Here is a 19,889-nt window from a genome sequence, read left to right as displayed (position 1 = left end):
GCTTTGATTATGGCGAATGTAGATGGCGATAAACAGCCGGATTCGGTCTCCTCTGTATTGAAAGTGTTTGGCATTTTACAGGCGCTGGGCGAAGAGCGTGAAAACGGCATTACCGAGCTGTCGCAGCGCGTGATGATGTCAAAAAGTACCGTTTATCGTTTTCTGCAAACCATGAAATCGCTGGGCTATGTCTCGCAGGAAGGTGAATCAGAGAAGTATGCGCTTACGCTGAAGCTGTTTGAGCTGGGCGCGCGGGCGTTGCAGAACGTCGATCTGATTCGCAGCGCAGATATTCAGATGCGTGAGCTGTCACGGCTGACCAAAGAGACCATTCACCTTGGCGCGCTGGAAGAAGACAGCATCGTTTATATTCATAAAATTGATTCGCTGTATAACCTGCGTATGTATTCGCGTATCGGACGTCGTAATCCGTTGCACAGCACGGCGATCGGCAAAGTGTTGCTTGCCTGGCGCGATCGGGGCGAAGTGCATGAAATTCTGCGCGAAGTCGAGTTCCGCCGCAGCACGCCGCATACTCTGGGTAGCGAAGAAGCGCTGCTGGAGGTGCTGGATCTGGTCAAAACGCAAGGTTTTGGCGAAGATAATGAGGAGCAGGAAGAGGGATTACGCTGCATTGCCGTGCCGGTTTTTGATCGTTTTGGCGTGGTTATTGCCGGTATGAGTATCTCTTTCCCGACGATCCGCTTTTCAGAAGAGCGTAAGCATGAGTATGTCGCGATGCTGCACCGCGCAGGGCGAACGCTTTCTTCACAGCTGGGTTATCACGACTATCCTTTCTGATAGCAGCCAGCGGTACCCGCAGGTGCCGCTGGCAGAAACCTTATCCGTTGTTGTCCACAACCTCAGAGGTCTTTCTGAGCAAAGGACAATCCGCCACGCCAATAATGCCGCTGTCGCTGTGCAGGTATTGCGCTTTGATCATGCCGCGTGCCGTCAAATACTGACACTGCAAACCGATACCGGCGACATTCTTATGGCTGCCGGTCAACACGCCGTAGCCGGTTAACAGCAAGCCCAGCCAGATCAGCGCCAGTAAACTCACTATGCGAAGCAATATTTTCATTGTGTCTCCCTGTAAAATGGCGAAGTTTCCCGCTTCGCTACCAAAACGAATGCAGCATAGCCTGGCCGTAGAGTGAGATCGATCGGAGGATGCTTAAAGCGCCATTTAGCACAACGGCTATTCATTATGCCGAATCCAGGTAAAATCGATGACGTAATTCAAGAAGAACAGAGGTTGTTATGAACGAGTTAAACGGCGGTGCCAGCCTGATGCCGCTGATTGCTGGCATGGCTTTCGCAGTGGTTGGCCTGATTGTCTGGTTTTTTGTTAATCGCGCCAGCGTACGCGCCAGCGAACACATTCGTCTGCTGGAAGCGCTGTTAGAAGAACAGAAAAAACAAAATGCGATTCTGCAGCAGCTAACGCAGCGGGTGGGCGCAACGGAAGAAAACGCGCCGGAAGAGCCGCAGGCGCAGGATTTTATCCGCCTGATCCCGGAGCGATAAACCTTCATCCCGGCTAAGGAGTGGAAAATGAAATGGGAAAATCCCTGGTACGATGCCGCAAAACCGCACCATACGCCGGAAGGCTTTCGCAATCCAGAGCCTGATCTGCGTCAGGCCGGTGATTTACAACGTTGGCGTAAGGAGCGAAAAGCCCAGGGCCTGCCTTTAGCGCCACGCCAGGGCTATGCGGCATTTACCCAGCAGTGGTGGCAGCGGGCCGATCTGAGCGGCACTGAGGACAGCGTGTGGTGGCTCGGCCATGCGGCCATCATGCTGCGGCTGGAAGGGCGCTACGGTTTAATCGATCCGGTATTTTCACAACGCGCTTCACCGCTGCGTTTCTATGGGCCGCTGCGTAAAACGCCTGCGCCGCTGGCGATTAACGACTTGCCCTCTCTCGACTGGGTGTTGATCTCGCATAACCATTACGACCATCTCGACAGGCCGACCGTTAAAGCTATTCTGCGCCGCTTCCCGCAGGTGCAGTTTATCGTTCCGCTGGGTCTGGAGCCTTGGTTCCGTCGGGCTGGCGCGCGCCATGTGGTGCAGCTTGACTGGTGGCAGCAGACGCAACGCCATGGCATCAGGTTTCATGCGGTTCCGGCACGTCACTGGAGTATGCGCACGCCGTACAACCGCAATCGTTCGCTGTGGTGCGGTTGGACTCTTACCACGCCATCGCTTAACTTTTGGTTCTCGGGCGACAGCGGTTATACCGATAACCTGCTGGATATCGCCCGACGCCTGGGGCCATTTAATTTGGCCGCCTTACCGATAGGTGCTTATGCACCACGCTGGTTCATGCAGGGACAGCATATGGATCCGCAACAGTCGGTGGCGTTACACCAGGCGATTGGCGCACCGGTCACGATTCCTATTCACTGGGGGGTATTTGAACTGGCTGACGAAGCGCTGGATGAAGCGCCGCAGGAGCTGGCGCGCGCGCTGGAGGCGGCCGGGCAGAATAAAATACGTTTTCGCCCGTGGAAAATAGGCGAAAGGGCCAGTTTAAATAATATAAACCAGGAATAATCTGATGAAGACGGAAGGGCATTTAATAGCGTAGCGGTTACGCTGATATTTGCGCTTTCCGCCTTATTCAAAAGTTCGCAATAACGTTTAAATAATAGTGCTGCATCTATTTGGGGCAGATCGAATTATATATTCCTTTTTTTGGTGCAGGGTCTCATTTTTGCCAGCCCGTAACGGATTATACTGAGGTGCGTTCTGCTATTTACTGGCCCTGTAGAGAGGGCGAAAAGGTGAAGAAAGATGAATTAACGTTGCCATAATTATGCAATATTCTTCAGCTACAGTGTGGAACGGAAGAGACGATCGTTGAGAGGCCCGTCTCATCAGGCCCACGGTCAGCTGGATGCTGGCGCGGTAAAGCCTCCTTGCGCGCGCTGCGCCCGGAGGAATACGCGCCGTTAGTTAATGCATAAATGTGCAAAGCTTGTAAAGAATTCACAATAAGTGTGCGGCAGGTCGATCACCCTCTAAAAATTACTTGCCATATATTATCGAATATGTGATAACGCTATTTAAGCAAACGAGGTACAGTTCTGTTTATGTATGGCATATTCAGTAAAGAAGTAATGAGTAAAGACGTTGACGTTGAATACCGCTTCCTTGCCGAACCTTTTATTAGTGCCTCATTCAGTCATGTCTCTGGTTTACTGTCAGTCGCCTTCGGGCAAATAAACATTCTAAGGAATTATAAAGATGGCAAAGATTAAAGGTCAGGTTAAGTGGTTCAACGAATCAAAAGGTTTTGGCTTCATTACTCCGGCAGACGGCAGTAAAGATGTGTTCGTTCACTTTTCAGCTATCCAGGGTAACGGCTTCAAAACGCTGGCTGAAGGCCAGAACGTCGAGTTCGAAATTCAGGATGGTCAGAAAGGTCCAGCAGCGGTTAACGTTACTGCTATCTGATAGCCTGTTTTTCTTTGCATGCGGCGCTTTGCGTAGCGCGTAAAGATAAGGTAAAGGCCCCGGTTAATCACCGGGGCCTTTCTTTTTTGGCGGATGACGCTCTGGCTTGCAGCGTGTAAACTGCGCGCCTGATTCAGCCAGAGAAAGAGACCATGGATTATCTTTGTCCCCTCTGTCAGCAGCCCCTAACGCTGGTTCAACACAGCTGGCGCTGCGCGCAACAGCACCAGTTCGATCGGGCGAAAGAGGGCTATGTCAATCTGCTGCCCGTGCAGCATAAGCGCTCCAAAGAACCCGGCGACAGCGCGGAAATGATGCAGGCGCGTCGGCAGTTCCTTGATGCCGGTTATTATCAACCGCTACAGCAGCATGTGGCTTCTTTGTTAGCGCAGCAGCTACCGGCAACGGCCAGCGTGCTGGATATTGGCTGCGGCGAGGGGTATTACACGGCGGCAGTAGCCGATGCGTTGGGAGAGCAGGCGAGCGTCTGCGGGCTGGACGTGGCGAAAGTAGCGGTTCGGGCTGCGGCAAAGCGCTACCGTCATATCGACTTTTGCGTGGCTTCCAGCCATCGTTTGCCGTTTGCCGATGCCTCGCTGGATGGCGTGCTGCGCATCTATGCGCCCTGCAAGGCGGATGAACTGGCGCGCGTGATACGTCATGACGGCTGCTTGCTGACCGTGACGCCGGGGCCACGGCATCTGTTGCAGTTTAAAGGGTTGATCTATTCACAGGTCAAATTACACGATACGCAGCCGGAAAGTCTGCCGGGCTTTACGCTGGAAAACGAGCAGCAGCTGGCATATCCGTTAATGCTGACCAGCGAAGATGCGGTGACGCTGCTGCAAATGACGCCCTTCGCCTGGCGCGCCACGCCGGATGTATGGCAGACGCTACGCGCCAGCGCGCAGTTCAGCAGTGAGGCGGATTTCACCATACGTCTTTGGCGACGCAGTTAGGCGATGGACTCAGGCGAAATGGGTCCAGAGAATCTGGCCGCCAATGGCAATCAGCACCGCGCCGCCAAGGATTTCAGCACGTTTGCCAAGCAGCGGGCCGATTACGCGGCCAATCAACATCCCGATAGTGGTCATGGTAAAAGTTGAAAGGCCAATCAGCAGCGCGGTCAACACAATGTTGACCTGCATAAACGCCAGGCTGACGCCAATCGCCATCGCATCCAGGCTGGTGGCGATGGCGGTGGCTACCAACAGCCCAAGCCCGTGCTGTTTTACCGGAGCGCAGGGCACCGCCGCGACGGGCTGCGCACGGCAACCTTCAATCAGCATCCGTCCGCCAAGGAAACAGAGCAGCACAAAGGCGATCCAGTGATCCCAGCGGGCGACAAAATGGGTTGCGAACTGACCAAGCGACCAGCCCACCAACGGCGTCAGCGTCTCAATCACACCAAAAATCAGACCGGTGCGCAGCGCTTCGCGTAGCTGGGGACGTTGCAGAGCGGCACCTTTGCCAATAGCCACGGCAAACGCATCCATTGACATGCCAAAGGCAAGAATAAGCAGAGCGGAAAAAGTCATCGAAGTCGTAACCTCGGCTGGGAATACCATAACCAGACGCGCCTTCCCAACCAGACAGGCACATCGGTCAATGGTCTCGCCTACCGTAAAAGGTCGCACATGCCACGTTGCTATAACAACGAGTATGTTGACAGGTGCATTTCTGTAGCAAAACAGAAATCGGCTACTCCCCACGAACGGCGCTCACCTTACCACATTATCTTTTTCCGTCAAAATAAAATATAAACGTGAGAGTGCCAGGGATATTAAATGGCAGGCTGATAACCAGAGGTAAAAATAATCCTGGTAATGTTAAGGGAATGCTGTGGAAATAATCAAATCAGACAATTTATGTGCAATAATATAGCAAAGGGAATATGCCTTTTGCTATATTTTATCTCATTGATTTTCAAGCATTACGTGGTAGATCCTCTCCAAATCGTCCAGTTTTTTCACCCGGATTAACAGGTTGCGCTGCTCGAGTTGAATAACCAGAACTCCGTCTTCAGATAAATTCATACCTTTTATACGGTCATAATTAACCCAGGCGTTAGCAAAGAAAAGTCCCTGTGGTTTCAGTAATAACTGAGGCGTACGGATCCACGAGAGATAAACGGCTACCGCTATTAATGCCATTAATAATGTGGTGGTTATTACCGGGCCTTGCTGGGTAACGTTATTATAAATAAGAATCATTATCAGTCCGATAAAGATAATATTATCGATTTTACTGCGGCGCTGTAGCGGCACGCGCAGCAGCGTCTTACCGTGACGGCGCGGCATAATCCATTGATCGTAAATGGCGTACAGCAGCAGCAGAGCAATAAACAGCACCAGAACAACGTCGGTTAACGACATGGCGACTCCTCACTTAACGCCAGTAACACAAAGCAGGATAAAAAAACGGCCAGGCGGGTGAGCGACTGGCCGTCAGACAGGCTGATTACAGGCCCAGCAGGCCGATCCAGTAACCAAAAATACCAATCACAAAGAAGCCAATAATGATCCACAGCGCGTTGACTTTACGGCGTAGCAGCCACATACAGGCGAAGGTGAGCAGCAATGGCACCAGTCCCGGCATCAGCTGATCAAGGATGGTCTGAACGGTGGTCACGGTGGTTTTACCGGTTTGATCGGTAATGCGCGATACCACCAGCGGGATGTTAACGTGCGTCCACTTGTTAACCAGCGCCCCCATCACAAACAGGCCGAGAATCGACGCGCCCTCCGTCAACTTTTGCAGAAAGCCGCCGCCCATATCATTAACAATATCCACCCCTTTACGGTAGCCATACGCCACGCCGTAGTAGCGGAACAGCAGGCGCACCGCGTTAAACAGTATAAAGAACAGTAGGGGACCGAGCAGGCTGCCGCTCATCGCGATACCGGCACCGAGCGCAGCGAAAACCGGACGCATGGTGCCCCAGAAGATGGGATCGCCCACGCCCGCCAGCGGCCCCATCAGGCCAACCTTAATACCATTGATTGCCGCGTCATCAATCGGCGCGCCGTTGGCCCGTTGCTCTTCCATGGCCAGCGTGACGCCCAGAATCGGCGCTGCCGGATAGGGATGTGTATTAAAAAACTCCAGGTGCCGCTTAATCGCCTGACGGCGCTCTTCATTGTTTTCCGGGTACAGGCGGCGGATCGCCGGAACCATTGAGTAGCAGAAGCCCAGCGCCTGCATACGTTCAAAGTTCCATGACCCCTGGAAGAGGTTAGATCGCAGGAAGACGCTGCGCACATCGCCGCGCGTCAGTTTTTTTGCCGTTGCTGTGGTTGTATCTACCATGTTCACACCCCTTAATCTAATTCGTTATCCAGGTCGTTACGGGCGGAGCCTGAAGCAGGCGCAGCGCCACCAGCGGCACGGTTATATTTGGGACTGAGCTGGATATAGAGCGCAGCCATCACCACGCCAATCACGCCCAGCGCAACCAGGTTGAAATCGGTAAAGGCGGCGGTAACAAAGCCCAGGTAGAAAAACGGCATCAAATAGCCAGCGCGCATCATATTGATCACCATCGCGTAACCCACCACCACAATCATGCCGCCCGCAATATTCAGGCCGCTGGTGACTACTTCCGGGATGGAGTTCAGCATGGTCTGGACCGCATCGGTGCCGACGGAAACGGCAACAATCACCGCAGGGATAGCGATACGCATCGCCTGCAAAATCAGCGCGGTGACATGAATCCAGGAAATGGCGCTGAGGTTGCCTTTTTCCGCCGCTTTATCGGCCGCGTGCTGGAAAGCCACGGTAATGGTACGCACGATAATGGTTAACACCTGACCGGCAGCAGCCAGCGGGATCGCCAGCGCGATGCCGGCACCGATGCTTTGTCCACCGGCAATCACCAGAATGGTAGAGATAATCGAAGCCAGCGCGGCATCCGGCGCGACGGCGGCCCCGATATTCATCCAGCCTAGTGCGATCATTTCCAGCGTGCCGCCGATGATAATGCCGGTTTTCATATCGCCCAGCACCGCGCCGATTAAGGTACAGGCCACCAGCGGGCGGTGAAACTGGAACTCATCCAGAATCGATTCCACACCGGCAATACAGGCAACAATAAACACCAGCACAATTTGTAGAGTGGTGACTTCCATTGCACTTCTCCTGTGACAGAGTAAAACTACGTGACACCTGAAATATCAGGCGTGTGGGATGGCAATCAGTGATTCATTTTGGCGATCAGATCCATCATCTTCAGCCGTGGATCGTTGGACACTTTTCTGACTTCCAGCTCGATACCGCGCGCGTTGAGTTTTTTGAACGCTTCAATATCGTTGTTATCCACGGATACGGCATTGTTGACCTGCGTTTTCCCCTGTCGGAAGGCCATACCGCCGATGTTGACTGATTTCACCTCCACGCCCTGCTCAACAACCCGCACCACGTCAGTCGGGTTGGTGAACAGCAGCATGACGCGATCGCGGGCATATTTCGGGTTGTTCCAGACGCGCACCATTTTATCCACATCCACCACGTGCGCGCTGACGCCCGGCGGCGCCACCTGAGTCAGCAGCGTTTTACGCACGTTGTCGGCGGCGACCTCATCGCTGACAACAATAATGCGTGTAACATTGGTCTCTTTGGTCCAGCGCGTCGCCACCTGACCGTGAATCAAACGGTCATCGATGCGCACCAGACCAATTTTCATATGATCATCAGGGCCCAGCGGCGCCTGTGGCGCAGCAGAACGGGCAGCAGCGGCCGCCGGGGCAGGGGCCGCAACCGGTTCCGGCGCTTTGGCCTTCAGCGCTTTTACCCCTTCACGCCCGGCTTCCACCGCCGTGGCGATCAACTCATCAAATGCGGGGTCGTCATCCCGCGCCATCAGAGTTTCCACCAGCATCGGAATGTTGACGCCAGCAATAACCTCATGCCGCTCTTTATCTACCACGATACGGCTGGCCGCGTTAAACGGGCTGCCTCCCCAGGTGTCGACCAAAAAAAGCACGCCCTGGCTGGTATCAAGCTCAGCGAGACGCGCATGGTATTTTTCAATCAGGGTCTCAGCATTTTCGCCGGGCACGAAGTCTATCCAGCCGACGTTTTGCTGCTCGCCTAACAGCATCTCCGCGGTTTTGAGCAGCTGCTCCGCCGCCCAACCGTGTGTGCCAATTACAATAGCAATAGTCACTTGCTACCTCCGTTTTCATTATTGAGCGATTCAGTCCAACACTGATTCGCCAACGCTGTTATCTGAGCTATGCTGGTTTTAACGGTAATAAATGTGCAAGCCTTGCCGTCAGCGGAGCGCTTCTTTTTATATAACTGACAACCTAAAGATAACGTCGCGATTTATTTTAGTGAGTGAAAAAATAAATTATGTGACCCGCCTCATTTATTTATTGCCTTACCATTTCGATACGAATAATTGGGTATGCAATCAAACAAACGTAAATTTTTGTTAACTTTAAGAAATTCTTTTGACGACAATATGGCAGCTGTTAATATCACCTTCTCTTTTTCGCTACAGGAGTAACGGGCCTCAGCCCTCCCTATGGACTGTCACAGACGACTTTTCTTCATGCCACCGGGTCATCCGGCTTCTTGCTTAACGCCTTCCGGCGTCACACGCGTTTCTGCTGTTCCTTTCTGCCGCGCTACGGTTTTTGAACCCGGCGTTCGGTTTTCCTGCTGCTTTTTTCGGAGTCTGTAATGGAAATATTTTTAGACCCTTCGATTTGGGCCGGTCTGCTGACGCTTATTGTTCTGGAGATCGTGCTGGGGATCGATAACCTGGTTTTTATCGCCATCCTTGCCGATAAGCTGCCGCCTAAACAGCGCGATAAAGCGCGCCTGATTGGCCTGTCGCTGGCGCTGATCATGCGTCTGGGCTTGCTGTCATTGATTTCATGGATGGTAACCCTGACCCGACCGCTGTTTAGCATCGGTCAGTTCAGCTTTGCCGGACGCGATCTCATTCTGCTGGCGGGTGGTCTTTTCCTGCTGTTCAAGGCCACGATGGAACTGCATGAACGGCTGGAAAGCCGTCCCCATGACGGTAGCGGCAACCGCAGCTACGCCAGCTTCTGGGCGGTAGTTACGCAGATTGTGGTGCTGGATGCGGTGTTCTCGCTGGATGCGGTGATTACCGCCGTGGGCATGGTGAACCATCTGCCGGTCATGATGACCGCCGTGATTATTGCGATGGGCATTATGCTGCTGGCGTCGAAACCGCTGACGAACTTTGTGAATGCGCATCCGACGGTGGTGGTGTTGTGTCTGAGCTTCCTGTTGATGATCGGTTTGAGTCTGGTCGCGGAAGGCTTTGGTTTCCATATTCCGAAAGGCTATCTCTACGCGGCGATTGGCTTCTCGATCCTGATTGAGATGTTCAACCAGATCGCACGACGTAACTTTATCCGCCATCAGTCGCATCGCCCGATGCGTGAGCGCACCGCAGAAGCGATTTTACGTTTGATGGGCGGCCGTCGCGGCGGCGCAACGAACGGTGAAAACGGGCAAAATGCAGCGGAAGATCAGACGCTGCCGCAGGAAACCTTTAAGGATGAAGAGCGCTATATGATCAACGGCGTGCTTACGCTGGCATCGCGCTCGATTCGCAGCATTATGACGCCGCGCGGCGATATTTCCTGGGTTGATGCTACCAAGCCGCTGGAAGAGATCCGTATGCAGCTGCTGGATACGCCGCACAGCCTGTTCCCGGTTTGTCGTGGCGAACTGGATGAGGTTATCGGCATTGTGCGTGCGAAAGACCTGCTGGTGGCGCTGGATCATGGCACCAATATCCACACCTTTGCCGCTTCATCGCCACCGCTGATTGTGCCGGAAACGCTGGACCCGATTAACCTGCTGGCCGTGCTGCGCCGGGCGAAGGGCAGTTTCGTGCTGGTCACCAACGAATTTGGCGTGGTGCAGGGGCTGGTAACGCCGCTGGATGTGCTGGAAGCGATTGCCGGTGAGTTCCCGGATGAAGATGAAACGCCGGATATCGTTGTCGATGGTGACAGTTGGTTAGCAAAAGGCGGCACCGATCTGCACTCGCTGGAGCAACGGCTGGACTATTTCGGTCTGGTGAAGCCGGGCGATGATTATGCTTCGCTGGCAGGCCTGCTGATTGCGCAGAAAGGCCAGCTGCCGTTGCCGGGCGAGACGATTGATATGCCGCCGCTGCACTTCGTGGTAGTAGAAGCGACCGACTATCGCATCGATCTGGTACGGATTACCAAAGATCGCCCGCACGACGAGGAAGAAGAAGGCTGATGTCCTGGCCGGAACGCAGGTTCCGGCTGTTAACTCATGCTGGCCCGATGCTGGGCCAGCCATGCCGGAAACATTTCCAGCGGCATCGGTCGCGCATAATAATATCCCTGTAAGCTATCCACGCCGCGCTGGCACAGGTAACTGGCCTGCTCGGCGGTTTCCACGCCTTCCGCCACCAGCCTGATATGCAGGCGCTGCGCCAGAGAAATCACCATATCCGTTACCGTGGCGTTAATCGCATCGGTGCCGATCGCGGCGGTAAAAATCTTATCCAGTTTCAGGACATCCGGGCTTAGGGTTTTCAGATAGGAAAGCGAGCTATGGCCGGTGCCAAAGTCATCAATGGCAACCCGAATACCAGACTGCTGCAGCTGCGCCACCACGCTTTGATCCATCAGCGGCAAGGCGTCGCGCTCGGTTAACTCCACCACCAGCCGCGGCAGGGGATTGGCTGGCCACCAGATATTCTGCAGATCATCGATAATGGCCCGGTTATGGAAATGGCTGGCAGCCACGTTGATCGCAATATGGAAACCGGCGCTCTGCGGCAGCTGCGGCAAACAGCGCACGGTTTCGGTGAGAACAAAGCGGGTCAGGGGCGCGATCAGATTATGGCGTTCCGCCAGCGGAATAAACAGATCCGGCGGCACCCAGCCCTGGCGCGGGTTATGCCAACGCAGCAGCAGCTCAATGCCGTCGCAGTCGCCGGTACGGCTATCGATCAGCGGCTGGCAGTAAACCATAAATTCTCGTGCCGACAGGCCATAGCTGATTTGCCATGAGAAGCTCATACGGTTGGCGGTAGCCAGCCAGACGATATAACCGGTCAGCAAACTCAGCAGCAGAGCGAGCGGCAACTGCGAAGGCAGCGTCAACAACGCCAGATGTGCCGGTGCGGGGCCATAGAGCGTAATGGTAAAGGGATAGCGCAGCGAGGACTGTTGGTAGCTCACCTCATCCTCCGCAGGCCCGGTGTTTTCAATCAACGGATTGCCATATTCCAGGCTCTTGCCGCCGACGTTAAAAATTGCGCGCTCGACCCACGGCAGCGTTGGCTCCAGCAGGTAACGGCTCATCAGTTCGATATTAATCACCTGCAAGATACCGCTACGGTTATCCAGCGTGCTGGCGGTCCAGAGCAGTAAAACAGGCGAACCTTTTATCAGAAAACCGTCCACGCTCAGCGCCATGCGCTGATTATAAATCGCCAGTTCGGGATAAGTTTCGCTGAACAGAATAGCGCGATCGCCAAACACGCTGGAGCAGTAAATGCGGTCATTATCCACCAGCAGAATGGCGCGTACGGTCTGCATGGCGGAGATCTTTTCATGCAGCAGAAAGCGGATATCGTTACATTTCAGCCCGATCAGCCCAAGCGTATTATTCGCGGCCACATCCAGCGGTGAAAAAAGGCGATCGAAACGCTGAATAGCGTTGCTGGCAAACTGATGTGATTGCTGTTCAATGCGTTTTTTTTCTTCGAAAAAACGAAAGGTTAATGTAAGGATAAGCACCAGTGCAGCGACTATCGACGCGATAAACAGCCTTTTACGACGAAGTTGTCCAATAATCTGCTGGGATATTTGCATCCGTAGCCGCCCTTAACATCCAAATAAAATTCCGACAGTTTCATATCGGCAATTGCGTGATTAAGTTTAGCCAGGTTAGAGAAAAAGAAGCTTCGGCAGACACCGGCGAAAATCGGCAGGCAGCGAGCCGCGCCCGCTACGCAGCAGCTAATCCAAACGAGGGAAATAATGTCGCGCGCGGCAAGCCCAGACAGCCCACACCAGGCGCAAAGCGCGGGAAGGCCAGACAAACGACACCAATCTCAAAGCGAGGGAAGCCCAGACAAACGGCACCAATCTCAAAGCGCGGGAAGCCCAAACAACCCACACCAACCTTAAGGCGGGGGAAGCCCAGGCAGAAGAGTAAAGCGTCCCGCGCCATGGATGGCGCGGGTCGAGCTGTCAGGGATGACGCTGTTTGCGTCTTTACGATCGGCCTGGGCTTCCTGCGCAGGCACCGTGATTGAACTCCACGCCGCCCCTAGGCTTGCCGCGCAGCCACCTTCAGTGAACCCTGCGCCGCCCAGGCTTCCCGCGCAGGCAGACGCTTAATCGCACTGCACCTTAATCGCCAGACCGCCGCGAGACGTCTCACGATACTTGGCATTCATATCCTTGCCGGTCTCGTACATCGTCTCGATCACCTTATCCAACGACACGCGCGGCTCACTGGTACGACGCAGCGCCATACGCGCCGAATTGATCGCCTTCACCGATGCGATAGCGTTACGCTCAATACAGGGAACCTGCACCTGACCAGCAACCGGATCGCAGGTCAAACCCAGGTTATGCTCCATGCCAATCTCTGCGGCAACGCACACCTGCTCCGGGCTGGCACCCAGCAACTCAGCCAGACCAGCCGCCGCCATCGAACAGGCTACGCCCACCTCGCCCTGACAGCCCACCTCGGCACCGGAAATAGAGGCGTTCATCTTATACAGCACGCCCACCGCGCCCGACGCCAGAAAATAACGGATAAAAATCTCAGGACTCACCGACTCGATAAAATGATCGTAATAAGCCAGCACCGCAGGCACGATACCGCAGGCACCGTTAGTTGGCGCGGTAACCACGCGTCCACCGGCTGCGTTCTCTTCATTCACCGCCAGCGCAAACATATTCACCCAGTCGATCACAATCATTGGATCGTTAGAATGCTTACCTGAAGAAACCAGCATCCGGCGCAGCGCAGCGGCACGACGCGGTACACGCAGCGGACCCGGCAACACGCCTTCAGTATTCAGCCCACGATCGATACAGTCGCGCATCGTCTGCCAGACGGCAGCGAAATAGCTCTCGATCTCCTGACGGCTGTGCAATGCCAGCTCGTTCTTCATCACCAGGCCAGACACGGAGAGACCGGTTTCCCGACAGTGCGCCAGCAGCTCTTTCGCCGAATTAAAGGCGTAAGGCACGGAAACTTCATCCAGCACCGACTCGCCAAAATGCTCGTCATCAACGATAAAGCCGCCGCCGATAGAATAATACGTTTTGCTGTAGATACAGATATCGCCCGCGAACGCATGAATACGCATGGCATTCTCATGGCGAGAAAGATTTTCGCTGCGGAAATTCATGCCGCCTTCGCGCGGAAAATCGACCTCATGCTGACCATTCGCCAGCAGCAGACGCTCGCGCTGCTCAACATCACGAATAAACGCCGGAATCGCATCGATATCCACGCTCTCAGGCGAGGCGCCGGAAAGGCCCATGATAATGGCGATATCGGTATGGTGCCCTTTACCGGTAAGCGACAGCGAACCGTACACCTCCACGGCGATGCGCGTAACGTCCAGTAGCCGATTATCGTGGCTCAAATCATCGACAAACTGTTTGCCGGCTTTCATTGGGCCCAACGTATGGGAACTCGACGGGCCAATGCCGATCTTAAACATGTCGAAAACGCTAATCACGCTACACGCTCCTTTATCATTAATTTCGCAGCGGAAAATGCGCTGCGTCTATACCCGACAACACTCACCAGCAACGCCTCAGAAACTTCCCGGCGAATTGCGCGCCAAATATAACTACTTTGTGGGAATAAGGAAGTGATTTGGATCGCTAACCAGGGAATATTTAGTGAAAAATCACGGGAAGGGTACTTTTTGCCCAATTTTTATTTGGTTAACCTGTCGCCAGTTCTGGCAGAATTTGTAAGCTAAGCTGGCGAATAATGCCCGCCGTCATGCCCCAGACAAAATAATCCTGATACCAGGAAAGCCAGACCTGATGCGTAATGCCCGCGCGATGCATCTCCAGCGGTGTATAACGTGAAAGGCGCAGCGCCTCCTGCAACGGCATCTCAAAAATAGCATCAACCTCATCAGCGCTGGGCTGCAGGGGTAAATCGGGCGGAATAATGCCCACCACCGGCGTCACCTGAAAGCCGCTGCTGCTGCCCACCACCGGCAGTGTGCCAATCAGGCGCACATCCTGCGCCTGTAAGGCGATCTCTTCGTGCGCCTCACGCAGCGCGGTAAAGGCCAGAGAGGGATCGCTGTCATCACGCATGCCGCCGGGAAAAGCCACCTGGCCCGCATGTTTGCGCAGCCAGGGCGCACGCCGCGTCAGCAGCAGGCCCGGCTCCGCGCGGGCGACAATCGGCACCAGTACCGCCGCCTGACGCCGGGCAGGCAAAAGCGTCGGCGCTGGCATCGGCGGCTGTAGCTGAAAGCGCGTTAAAAAAGTATCAAGCGTCAGCGGCAAGGTCATCGGGCGCTCCATCCTCCAGCAACGGTAAAATACGAGCCAGCTTATGCAGCGTCTCCTGATATTCCAGCCCGGCTTCGCTGTCAGCGACAATGCCGCCGCCCGCAGCGCAATAAAGCTGACCGCCTTCGGCAATCAGCGTGCGAATGGTAATGCTGCTATCCATAGTGCCGCAGCAGCTCAAATAACCGATGCTGCCGCACCAGGCGTTACGACGCTGCGGCTCTAACGCTTCAATAATCTCCATTGCCCGCACCTTGGGCGCACCGGTAATCGAGCCGCCCGGAAAACAGGCGCGCAGCAAATCGCCCGCGCTCAGCTCCGGCTGCAGACGCGCGCGAATAGTGCTGACCAGATGATGAACGGCAGGAAAGGGCTCCACCACAAACAGCTCCGGTACCCGTACGCTGCCGGGCACCGCTACGCGGCCGATATCATTGCGCAGCAGATCGACAATCATCAGATTCTCGGCGCGATCCTTTTCCGATTCCGCCAGCCTGCGTGCCTGTAGCCGATCGGCCTGCTCATCCGCCAGACGCGGCAGCGTCCCCTTGATCGGGCGCGTTTCAATCACCCCATCCTGCAACGCAAGAAAACGCTCCGGCGACAGGCTAAGGATCACGCTTTCAGGCAGGCGTAAAAACGCGCTGAAAGGGGCGCGGTTGCTGTGGTTCAGCCGCTGAAACGCCTGCCACTCATCGCCTTGATAGCTTGCCTGAAAACGTTGCGCCAGGTTGACCTGATAACAGTCGCCCGCCTGTAGCCAGGCCTGGATACGATCGAAACGCTCACGATAGCCGTCCGCCGTCATATTTGACTGCCAGCGGCGGGTCAGGCGAAAAGGCGCGGCGGCAGGCGGCGCGGGCAGGGCGTGCAACCAGCGCAGCCGCTCTGCTTGCGGCTGGTGATCCACCAGCGTTAACGTTTGTTGCTGATGGTCGGCAATCAGCGCCCAGTTATAGATGCCTACCGCCATATCTGGCGTGCTGATATCCGCCTCGGCCAGCTGCGGCAGGCGCTCAAAGCGGCGGCCTAAATCATAGCCAAACAGGCCAAGCGCGCCACCCTGAAACGGCAGATCATCTCGTGAAGGCATGGCAGGAAGCAGGGCGGCCTGCTCGGCTTCCAGTAAATGCAGCGGATCGGCGGTCGATTCGGTGACAACGTCACCTTTGCGTATGCAGGTAACCGCGCCGCGTGTTTCCAGCGTCGCCAGCGGATCGGCAACCATGATATCGAAGCGGCTGTCAGGGTGATCGGCCGAGCCAGAGCTGAGCAGCATCGCCCAGGGCAAATGTGCTACGCGACTAAAGAGTTCAGAAAGCGCATCAGGCGTATAGGGTAAAGCGTGGTAGACTACGGGCATCACGTTCAGCAGCATGTGTGGTGGTCAAACGGCAAGCCTGGCATATTTTTCTGCGGCTGGCATCTGTTTGTTTATCGTAAAATATCCAGCAGGCTGACCAACCCCATGCCGCAACTGCAGGCGCGCGGTGGTGAGTTTTCACTTATTAACAGGAGCCATTATGTTTACAGGTTTACCGGCGTTAAGCCATGAACAGCAGCAGCAGGCGGTGGAACGCATTCATCAGCTGATGGCCGACGGCATGAGCAGCGGTGAGGCGATTACCCGCGTGGCGCAGGAGATCCGCCAGACGCATACTGGCGGACATGTTGCGGCGCTCTTCGAAGACGATGAAGAAGACGACGCCTAATCAGGCGGGATTTAACGCGGCGATAACTTTGATTTCCACTTTATATTTTGGGTTCATCAAACCGGCCTGAACGGTACAGCGCACCGGCGCGTTGCCTGGCGACACCCAGGCATCCCAGGCCCGATTCATCGCGGCGAAATCCGCTTTATCAACCAGAAAAATCGTGGCGTCCAGAATGCGGCTTTTATCCGAGCCCACGCGTGTCAGCAGCTGGTCAATAACCGCCAGCGCATTCGCCGTTTGGGCTTCTGCGTCCTCATCCAGGTTTTCCGGCACGCTGGTATAGTAGACAGTATCGTTGTGGATGACCGCTTCCGACATACGATGTTCAGGATCGATACGAGTAACTGACATAGTTTATTTCCTTATTCCATTTTTTCGTGGTTAGCCTGGCACACTCTGGCCCTCGCTGTCATCAAAATGACGGCGGGCGACCGTGCTTTTGTCGCGCGCTACAGAGCAGGTATAATCAGGCCGTTTTAACGCAACCAGTGAGGATATGTGGCAGACGATTTTGCAGCGGATGGCGCTCTGGCGCAGGCAATACCCGGTTTTCGCCCGCGTGAGGCGCAGCAGCATATGGCGGTGGCGGTCACGCAGGCCATTGAGCAGCGCGGTGAGCTGGTAGTCGAAGCCGGTACCGGCACGGGCAAAACCTACGCCTATCTGGTGCCGGTATTACGCGCCGGTAAAAAAGCGATTATCTCCACCGGATCAAAGGCGTTACAGGATCAGCTTTACAGCCGCGACCTGCCTAAAGTGGCGAAGGCGCTGGCCTATAAAGGCAAAACGGCGCTGCTGAAAGGGCGTTCCAACTATCTCTGTCTGGAACGTCTGGAACAGCAGAGCATGACCGGCGGCGAGTTAACCGTACAAACCCTGAGCGATCTGGTTTATCTGCGCCGCTGGGCCAGCGAAACCTCCGACGGCGATATCAGCAGCTGCGGCGAGGTCGCGGAAGACAGCGCCATCTGGCCGCTGGTCACCAGCACCAATGACAACTGCCTCGGCAATGATTGCCCGCTGTATAAAGAGTGCTTTGTGGTAAAGGCGCGCCGCCAGGCGATGGATGCCGATGTGGTGGTGGTAAACCACCATCTTTTCCTCGCCGATATGGTGGTCAAGGAGAGCGGCTTTGCCGAACTAATCCCAGAAGCGGACGTGATGATCTTCGATGAAGCGCATCAGGTGCCTGATATCGCCAGCCAATATTTTGGTCAGCAGCTTTCCAGCCGCCAGCTACTGGATCTGGCGAAAGATATTACCATCGCCTATCGCACGGAAGTGCGGGATGTGCAGCAGCTGCAAAAAGCGGCCGATCGGCTGGCGCAAAGCGCGCAGGATTTTCGTCTGGCGCTGGGCGATCCCGGCTTTCGCGGCAACCTGCGCGAAATCCTCAACGATCGTGACGTGCAGCGCGCGCTGACGCTGCTGGATGATGCGCTGGAGCTTTGCTATGACGTGGCGAAAATGTCGCTGGGGCGCTCGGCGCTGCTGGATGCCGCCTTTGAACGCGCCTCACAGTATCGCAACCGCCTGAAGCGGCTGAAGAATATCAGCGAGCCGGGGTTTAGCTACTGGTATGAATGTAGCTCGCGCCATTTTATTCTGGCGCTGACGCCGCTTTCCGTTGCCGAACGTTTTCGCGAAGTGATCAGCGAACGCCCGGCGGCCTGGATTTTCACCTCCGCCACGCTGGCGGTCAACGAGCAGATGACCCACTTTATGGATCGGCTTGGCGTACATCAGGCGCAGAGCATGATTCTGAACAGTCCGTTTGACTATGCGCGTCAGGCGCTGCTCTGCGTGCCGCGCGATCTGCCGTCGCCTAATCAGCCGGGCGGGGCGAAACAGCTGGCGCGCCGCCTGTTGCCGCTGATTGAAGCGAATAACGGCCGCTGCTTTTTTCTCTGTACTTCGCATCAAATGATGCGTGCGCTGGCGGAGGAGTTTCGTGCCAGCCTGACGCTGCCGGTGCTGCTGCAAGGCGAAACCGGCAAAGCGCAGCTGCTGAAACAGTTTATTGAGGCGGGCAATGCGTTACTGGTGGCGACCAGCAGCTTTTGGGAAGGGGTGGATGTGCCCGGCGATGCGCTGTCGCTGGTGATTATCGATAAGCTGCCGTTTACCTCGCCCGACGATCCCTTGCTTAAGGCGCGCATGGAAGATTGTCGCCTGCGCGGCGGCGATCCCTTTGATGAGGTGCAGCTGCCCGATGCGGTGATTACGCTGAAACAGGGCGTGGGTCGTTTGATCCGTGACGTGGACGATCGCGGCGTGCTGGTGATTTGCGATAACCGGCTGGTGATGCGGCCCTATGGCGCGGTATTTCTTAACAGCCTGCCGCCTACGCCGCGCACCCGCGATCTGCAACAGGCGGTGAGCTTTTTGCACCGCCCCGATGAGAAGTAATTCCCCGGAGGCTGTGCTAAGATGCGCGCCGAAAAAAATTTCTCGCCTGAGGTTGTTATGTCCGCGCGAATTTTAGCTATTGATACCGCGACCGAAGCCTGTTCGGTCGCGCTGTTGCTGGACGGCGTCGTTGACGCCCATTTTGAACTCTGCGCACGCGAGCATACGCAGCGTATTCTGCCGCTGGTGGAAGAGATGCTGACGCGCCATCAGGTTGCGTTGTCGCAGCTGGATGCGCTGGCATTCGGTCGTGGGCCGGGCAGCTTTACCGGCGTGCGCATCGCTATCGGCATTGCGCAGGGGCTGGCGTTTGGCGCAGGCCTGCCGCTGCTGGGCGTTTCTACATTGATGACCATGGCGGAAGCCGCCTGGCAGCGCCACGGCGCGACGCGCGTGCTGGCGGCGATTGATGCGCGCATGGGTGAAGTGTACTGGGCGGAATATCAGCGCGCCGAGGATGGTCAGTGGCAGGGCGAGGAGACGGAAGCAGTGCTGAAGCCGGAAGCGGCGCTGGCGCGTATGCAGCAGCTCTCTGGCGACTGGATGACGGTCGGCACCGGCTGGGCGGCGTGGCCCAACCTGATGGCGGAAAGCCCACTGCGGCTTCAGCCCAGCGACATTACGTTGCCTGCAGCAGAGGCGATGCTGCCGCTGGCGCAACAGCTTTGGCAGCAGGGCGCAGCACTGCCGCCGGAGCAGGCAGAACCGGCCTATTTGCGTAATCAGGTGGCGTGGAAAAAATTACCGGGACGCGAATAGACTGGCG

General features: G+C 55.6%; 21 protein-coding genes. 10 read left to right on the top strand and 11 right to left on the bottom strand.

All coding sequences use genetic code 11. The features are described 5' to 3' along the window. Positions 1-9 precede the first annotated feature (9 nt). Positions 10-801, top strand: coding sequence for a DNA-binding transcriptional regulator KdgR (gene kdgR / locus J2X14_RS05410; RefSeq protein ID WP_352410207.1), 792 nt, complete (start codon positions 10-12; stop codon positions 799-801). Between the two features lie 40 nt (positions 802-841). On the opposite strand, the gene J2X14_RS05405 is transcribed toward kdgR, so the two are convergent. After that, positions 842-1,084 (bottom strand): YobH family protein, encoded by a 243-nt coding sequence (locus tag J2X14_RS05405; protein WP_352410206.1) that lies wholly within the window; start codon positions 1,082-1,084, stop codon positions 842-844. A 179-nt stretch (positions 1,085-1,263) separates the two neighbouring features. Here J2X14_RS05405 and J2X14_RS05400 point away from each other — a divergent pair, with 179 nt between their 5' ends. The 5 genes from J2X14_RS05400 (at position 1,264) to rlmA (ending at position 4,424) form a co-directional block, all read left to right on the top strand. Next, positions 1,264-1,530: a YebO family protein gene (locus tag J2X14_RS05400; protein ID WP_352410205.1), complete on the top strand. Its 267-nt coding sequence runs from the start codon at positions 1,264-1,266 to the stop codon at positions 1,528-1,530. A 27-nt stretch (positions 1,531-1,557) separates the two neighbouring features. Continuing rightward, a complete protein-coding gene (locus J2X14_RS05395) occupies positions 1,558-2,562 on the top strand; it encodes an MBL fold metallo-hydrolase (protein WP_352410204.1) in 1,005 nt (334 codons plus the stop codon). Between the two features lie 539 nt (positions 2,563-3,101). Beyond that, complete coding sequence (locus J2X14_RS05390) at positions 3,102-3,269, top strand: DUF2627 domain-containing protein (RefSeq protein ID WP_352410203.1); 168 nt, start codon at positions 3,102-3,104, stop codon at positions 3,267-3,269. Continuing rightward, positions 3,256-3,465: a transcription antiterminator/RNA stability regulator CspE gene (gene cspE, locus J2X14_RS05385; protein WP_001062678.1), complete on the top strand. Its 210-nt coding sequence runs from the start codon at positions 3,256-3,258 to the stop codon at positions 3,463-3,465. The genes J2X14_RS05390 and cspE overlap by 14 nt, the downstream gene beginning before the upstream one ends. Before the next feature lie 152 nt (positions 3,466-3,617). After that, entirely contained in the window at positions 3,618-4,424 is an 807-nt protein-coding gene (gene rlmA / locus J2X14_RS05380) for a 23S rRNA (guanine(745)-N(1))-methyltransferase (RefSeq protein ID WP_352410202.1), read from the top strand. 9 nt (positions 4,425-4,433) lie between these two features. Here rlmA and mntP read toward each other — a convergent pair whose 3' ends face one another. The 5 genes from mntP to manX all read right to left on the bottom strand — a co-directional run bounded on the left by mntP (position 4,434) and on the right by manX (position 8,629). Next, complete coding sequence (gene mntP / locus J2X14_RS05375) at positions 4,434-5,003, bottom strand: manganese efflux pump MntP (protein ID WP_352410201.1); 570 nt, start codon at positions 5,001-5,003, stop codon at positions 4,434-4,436. Positions 5,004-5,381: 378 nt separating this feature from the next. Further along, positions 5,382-5,840: a DUF986 family protein gene (locus J2X14_RS05370; protein ID WP_352410200.1), complete on the bottom strand. Its 459-nt coding sequence runs from the start codon at positions 5,838-5,840 to the stop codon at positions 5,382-5,384. Between the two features lie 85 nt (positions 5,841-5,925). Further along, entirely contained in the window at positions 5,926-6,774 is an 849-nt protein-coding gene (locus J2X14_RS05365; RefSeq protein WP_352410199.1) for a PTS mannose transporter subunit IID, read from the bottom strand. Positions 6,775-6,785: 11 nt separating this feature from the next. Further along, entirely contained in the window at positions 6,786-7,592 is an 807-nt protein-coding gene (locus tag J2X14_RS05360; protein WP_352410198.1) for a PTS mannose/fructose/sorbose transporter subunit IIC, read from the bottom strand. A gap of 65 nt (positions 7,593-7,657) precedes the next feature. Then, positions 7,658-8,629 carry a PTS mannose transporter subunit IIAB gene (gene manX, locus J2X14_RS05355; RefSeq protein ID WP_352410197.1) on the bottom strand — a complete coding sequence of 324 codons (972 nt, stop codon included), beginning with the start codon at positions 8,627-8,629 and terminating at the stop codon, positions 7,658-7,660. A 521-nt stretch (positions 8,630-9,150) separates the two neighbouring features. On the opposite strand from manX, the gene J2X14_RS05350 reads away from it, so the two are divergent. Further along, on the top strand, positions 9,151-10,719 hold the full coding sequence (locus J2X14_RS05350; RefSeq protein WP_352410196.1) for a TerC family protein: 1,569 nt from the start codon (positions 9,151-9,153) through the stop codon (positions 10,717-10,719). 29 nt (positions 10,720-10,748) lie between these two features. Here the strand turns inward: J2X14_RS05350 and pdeD are convergent, their stop codons facing one another. The 4 genes from pdeD to pabB form a co-directional block, all read right to left on the bottom strand. Further along, positions 10,749-12,308: a cyclic di-3',5'-guanosine monophosphate phosphodiesterase PdeD gene (gene pdeD, locus J2X14_RS05345; protein WP_352410195.1), complete on the bottom strand. Its 1,560-nt coding sequence runs from the start codon at positions 12,306-12,308 to the stop codon at positions 10,749-10,751. A gap of 527 nt (positions 12,309-12,835) precedes the next feature. Next, the gene (locus J2X14_RS05340; RefSeq protein ID WP_352410194.1) at positions 12,836-14,200 is read right to left on the bottom strand and encodes an L-serine ammonia-lyase; all 1,365 of its coding nucleotides are present in this window, start codon (positions 14,198-14,200) and stop codon (positions 12,836-12,838) included. A 211-nt stretch (positions 14,201-14,411) separates the two neighbouring features. After that, a complete protein-coding gene (locus J2X14_RS05335) occupies positions 14,412-14,999 on the bottom strand; it encodes a CoA pyrophosphatase (RefSeq protein ID WP_352410193.1) in 588 nt (195 codons plus the stop codon). Continuing rightward, positions 14,977-16,362, bottom strand: a complete 1,386-nt coding sequence (pabB, locus tag J2X14_RS05330) for an aminodeoxychorismate synthase component 1 (RefSeq protein ID WP_352410609.1) — start codon at positions 16,360-16,362, stop codon at positions 14,977-14,979. The genes J2X14_RS05335 and pabB overlap by 23 nt, the downstream gene beginning before the upstream one ends. 160 nt (positions 16,363-16,522) lie before the next feature. Between pabB and J2X14_RS05325 the strand changes: the two genes are divergently transcribed. Beyond that, a complete protein-coding gene (locus J2X14_RS05325; protein ID WP_352410192.1) occupies positions 16,523-16,711 on the top strand; it encodes a YoaH family protein in 189 nt (62 codons plus the stop codon). On the opposite strand, the gene J2X14_RS05320 is transcribed toward J2X14_RS05325, so the two are convergent. Further along, a complete protein-coding gene (locus tag J2X14_RS05320) occupies positions 16,712-17,065 on the bottom strand; it encodes a RidA family protein (RefSeq protein ID WP_352410191.1) in 354 nt (117 codons plus the stop codon). Positions 17,066-17,212: 147 nt separating this feature from the next. On the opposite strand from J2X14_RS05320, the gene yoaA reads away from it, so the two are divergent. After that, a complete protein-coding gene (yoaA, locus tag J2X14_RS05315; protein WP_352410190.1) occupies positions 17,213-19,123 on the top strand; it encodes a DNA repair helicase YoaA in 1,911 nt (636 codons plus the stop codon). A gap of 57 nt (positions 19,124-19,180) precedes the next feature. Continuing rightward, on the top strand, positions 19,181-19,882 hold the full coding sequence (gene tsaB / locus J2X14_RS05310) for a tRNA (adenosine(37)-N6)-threonylcarbamoyltransferase complex dimerization subunit type 1 TsaB (protein ID WP_352410189.1): 702 nt from the start codon (positions 19,181-19,183) through the stop codon (positions 19,880-19,882). The last annotated feature ends 7 nt before the right edge of the window (positions 19,883-19,889 follow it).

The organism is Mixta sp. BE291, from assembly GCF_031457955.1.
In the GTDB taxonomy this organism is placed as follows: domain Bacteria; phylum Pseudomonadota; class Gammaproteobacteria; order Enterobacterales; family Enterobacteriaceae; genus Mixta.
Note: the sequence above shows the minus strand (reverse complement) of the source record. Positions and strands in the feature narration are given on the sequence as shown.

Coding starts and splice junctions, on each gene's coding strand:
- kdgR (WP_352410207.1), top strand. CDS start 10: ATGGCGAATGTAGATGGCGATAAACAGCCGGATTCGGTCTCCTCTGTA.
- J2X14_RS05405 (WP_352410206.1), bottom strand. CDS start 1,084: ATGAAAATATTGCTTCGCATAGTGAGTTTACTGGCGCTGATCTGGCTG.
- J2X14_RS05400 (WP_352410205.1), top strand. CDS start 1,264: ATGAACGAGTTAAACGGCGGTGCCAGCCTGATGCCGCTGATTGCTGGC.
- J2X14_RS05395 (WP_352410204.1), top strand. CDS start 1,558: ATGAAATGGGAAAATCCCTGGTACGATGCCGCAAAACCGCACCATACG.
- J2X14_RS05390 (WP_352410203.1), top strand. CDS start 3,102: ATGTATGGCATATTCAGTAAAGAAGTAATGAGTAAAGACGTTGACGTT.
- cspE (WP_001062678.1), top strand. CDS start 3,256: ATGGCAAAGATTAAAGGTCAGGTTAAGTGGTTCAACGAATCAAAAGGT.
- rlmA (WP_352410202.1), top strand. CDS start 3,618: ATGGATTATCTTTGTCCCCTCTGTCAGCAGCCCCTAACGCTGGTTCAA.
- mntP (WP_352410201.1), bottom strand. CDS start 5,003: ATGACTTTTTCCGCTCTGCTTATTCTTGCCTTTGGCATGTCAATGGAT.
- J2X14_RS05370 (WP_352410200.1), bottom strand. CDS start 5,840: ATGTCGTTAACCGACGTTGTTCTGGTGCTGTTTATTGCTCTGCTGCTG.
- J2X14_RS05365 (WP_352410199.1), bottom strand. CDS start 6,774: ATGGTAGATACAACCACAGCAACGGCAAAAAAACTGACGCGCGGCGAT.
- J2X14_RS05360 (WP_352410198.1), bottom strand. CDS start 7,592: ATGGAAGTCACCACTCTACAAATTGTGCTGGTGTTTATTGTTGCCTGT.
- J2X14_RS05350 (WP_352410196.1), top strand. CDS start 9,151: ATGGAAATATTTTTAGACCCTTCGATTTGGGCCGGTCTGCTGACGCTT.
- pdeD (WP_352410195.1), bottom strand. CDS start 12,308: ATGCAAATATCCCAGCAGATTATTGGACAACTTCGTCGTAAAAGGCTG.
- J2X14_RS05335 (WP_352410193.1), bottom strand. CDS start 14,999: ATGACCTTGCCGCTGACGCTTGATACTTTTTTAACGCGCTTTCAGCTA.
- pabB (WP_352410609.1), bottom strand. CDS start 16,362: ATGCCCGTAGTCTACCACGCTTTACCCTATACGCCTGATGCGCTTTCT.
- J2X14_RS05325 (WP_352410192.1), top strand. CDS start 16,523: ATGTTTACAGGTTTACCGGCGTTAAGCCATGAACAGCAGCAGCAGGCG.
- J2X14_RS05320 (WP_352410191.1), bottom strand. CDS start 17,065: ATGTCAGTTACTCGTATCGATCCTGAACATCGTATGTCGGAAGCGGTC.
- tsaB (WP_352410189.1), top strand. CDS start 19,181: ATGTCCGCGCGAATTTTAGCTATTGATACCGCGACCGAAGCCTGTTCG.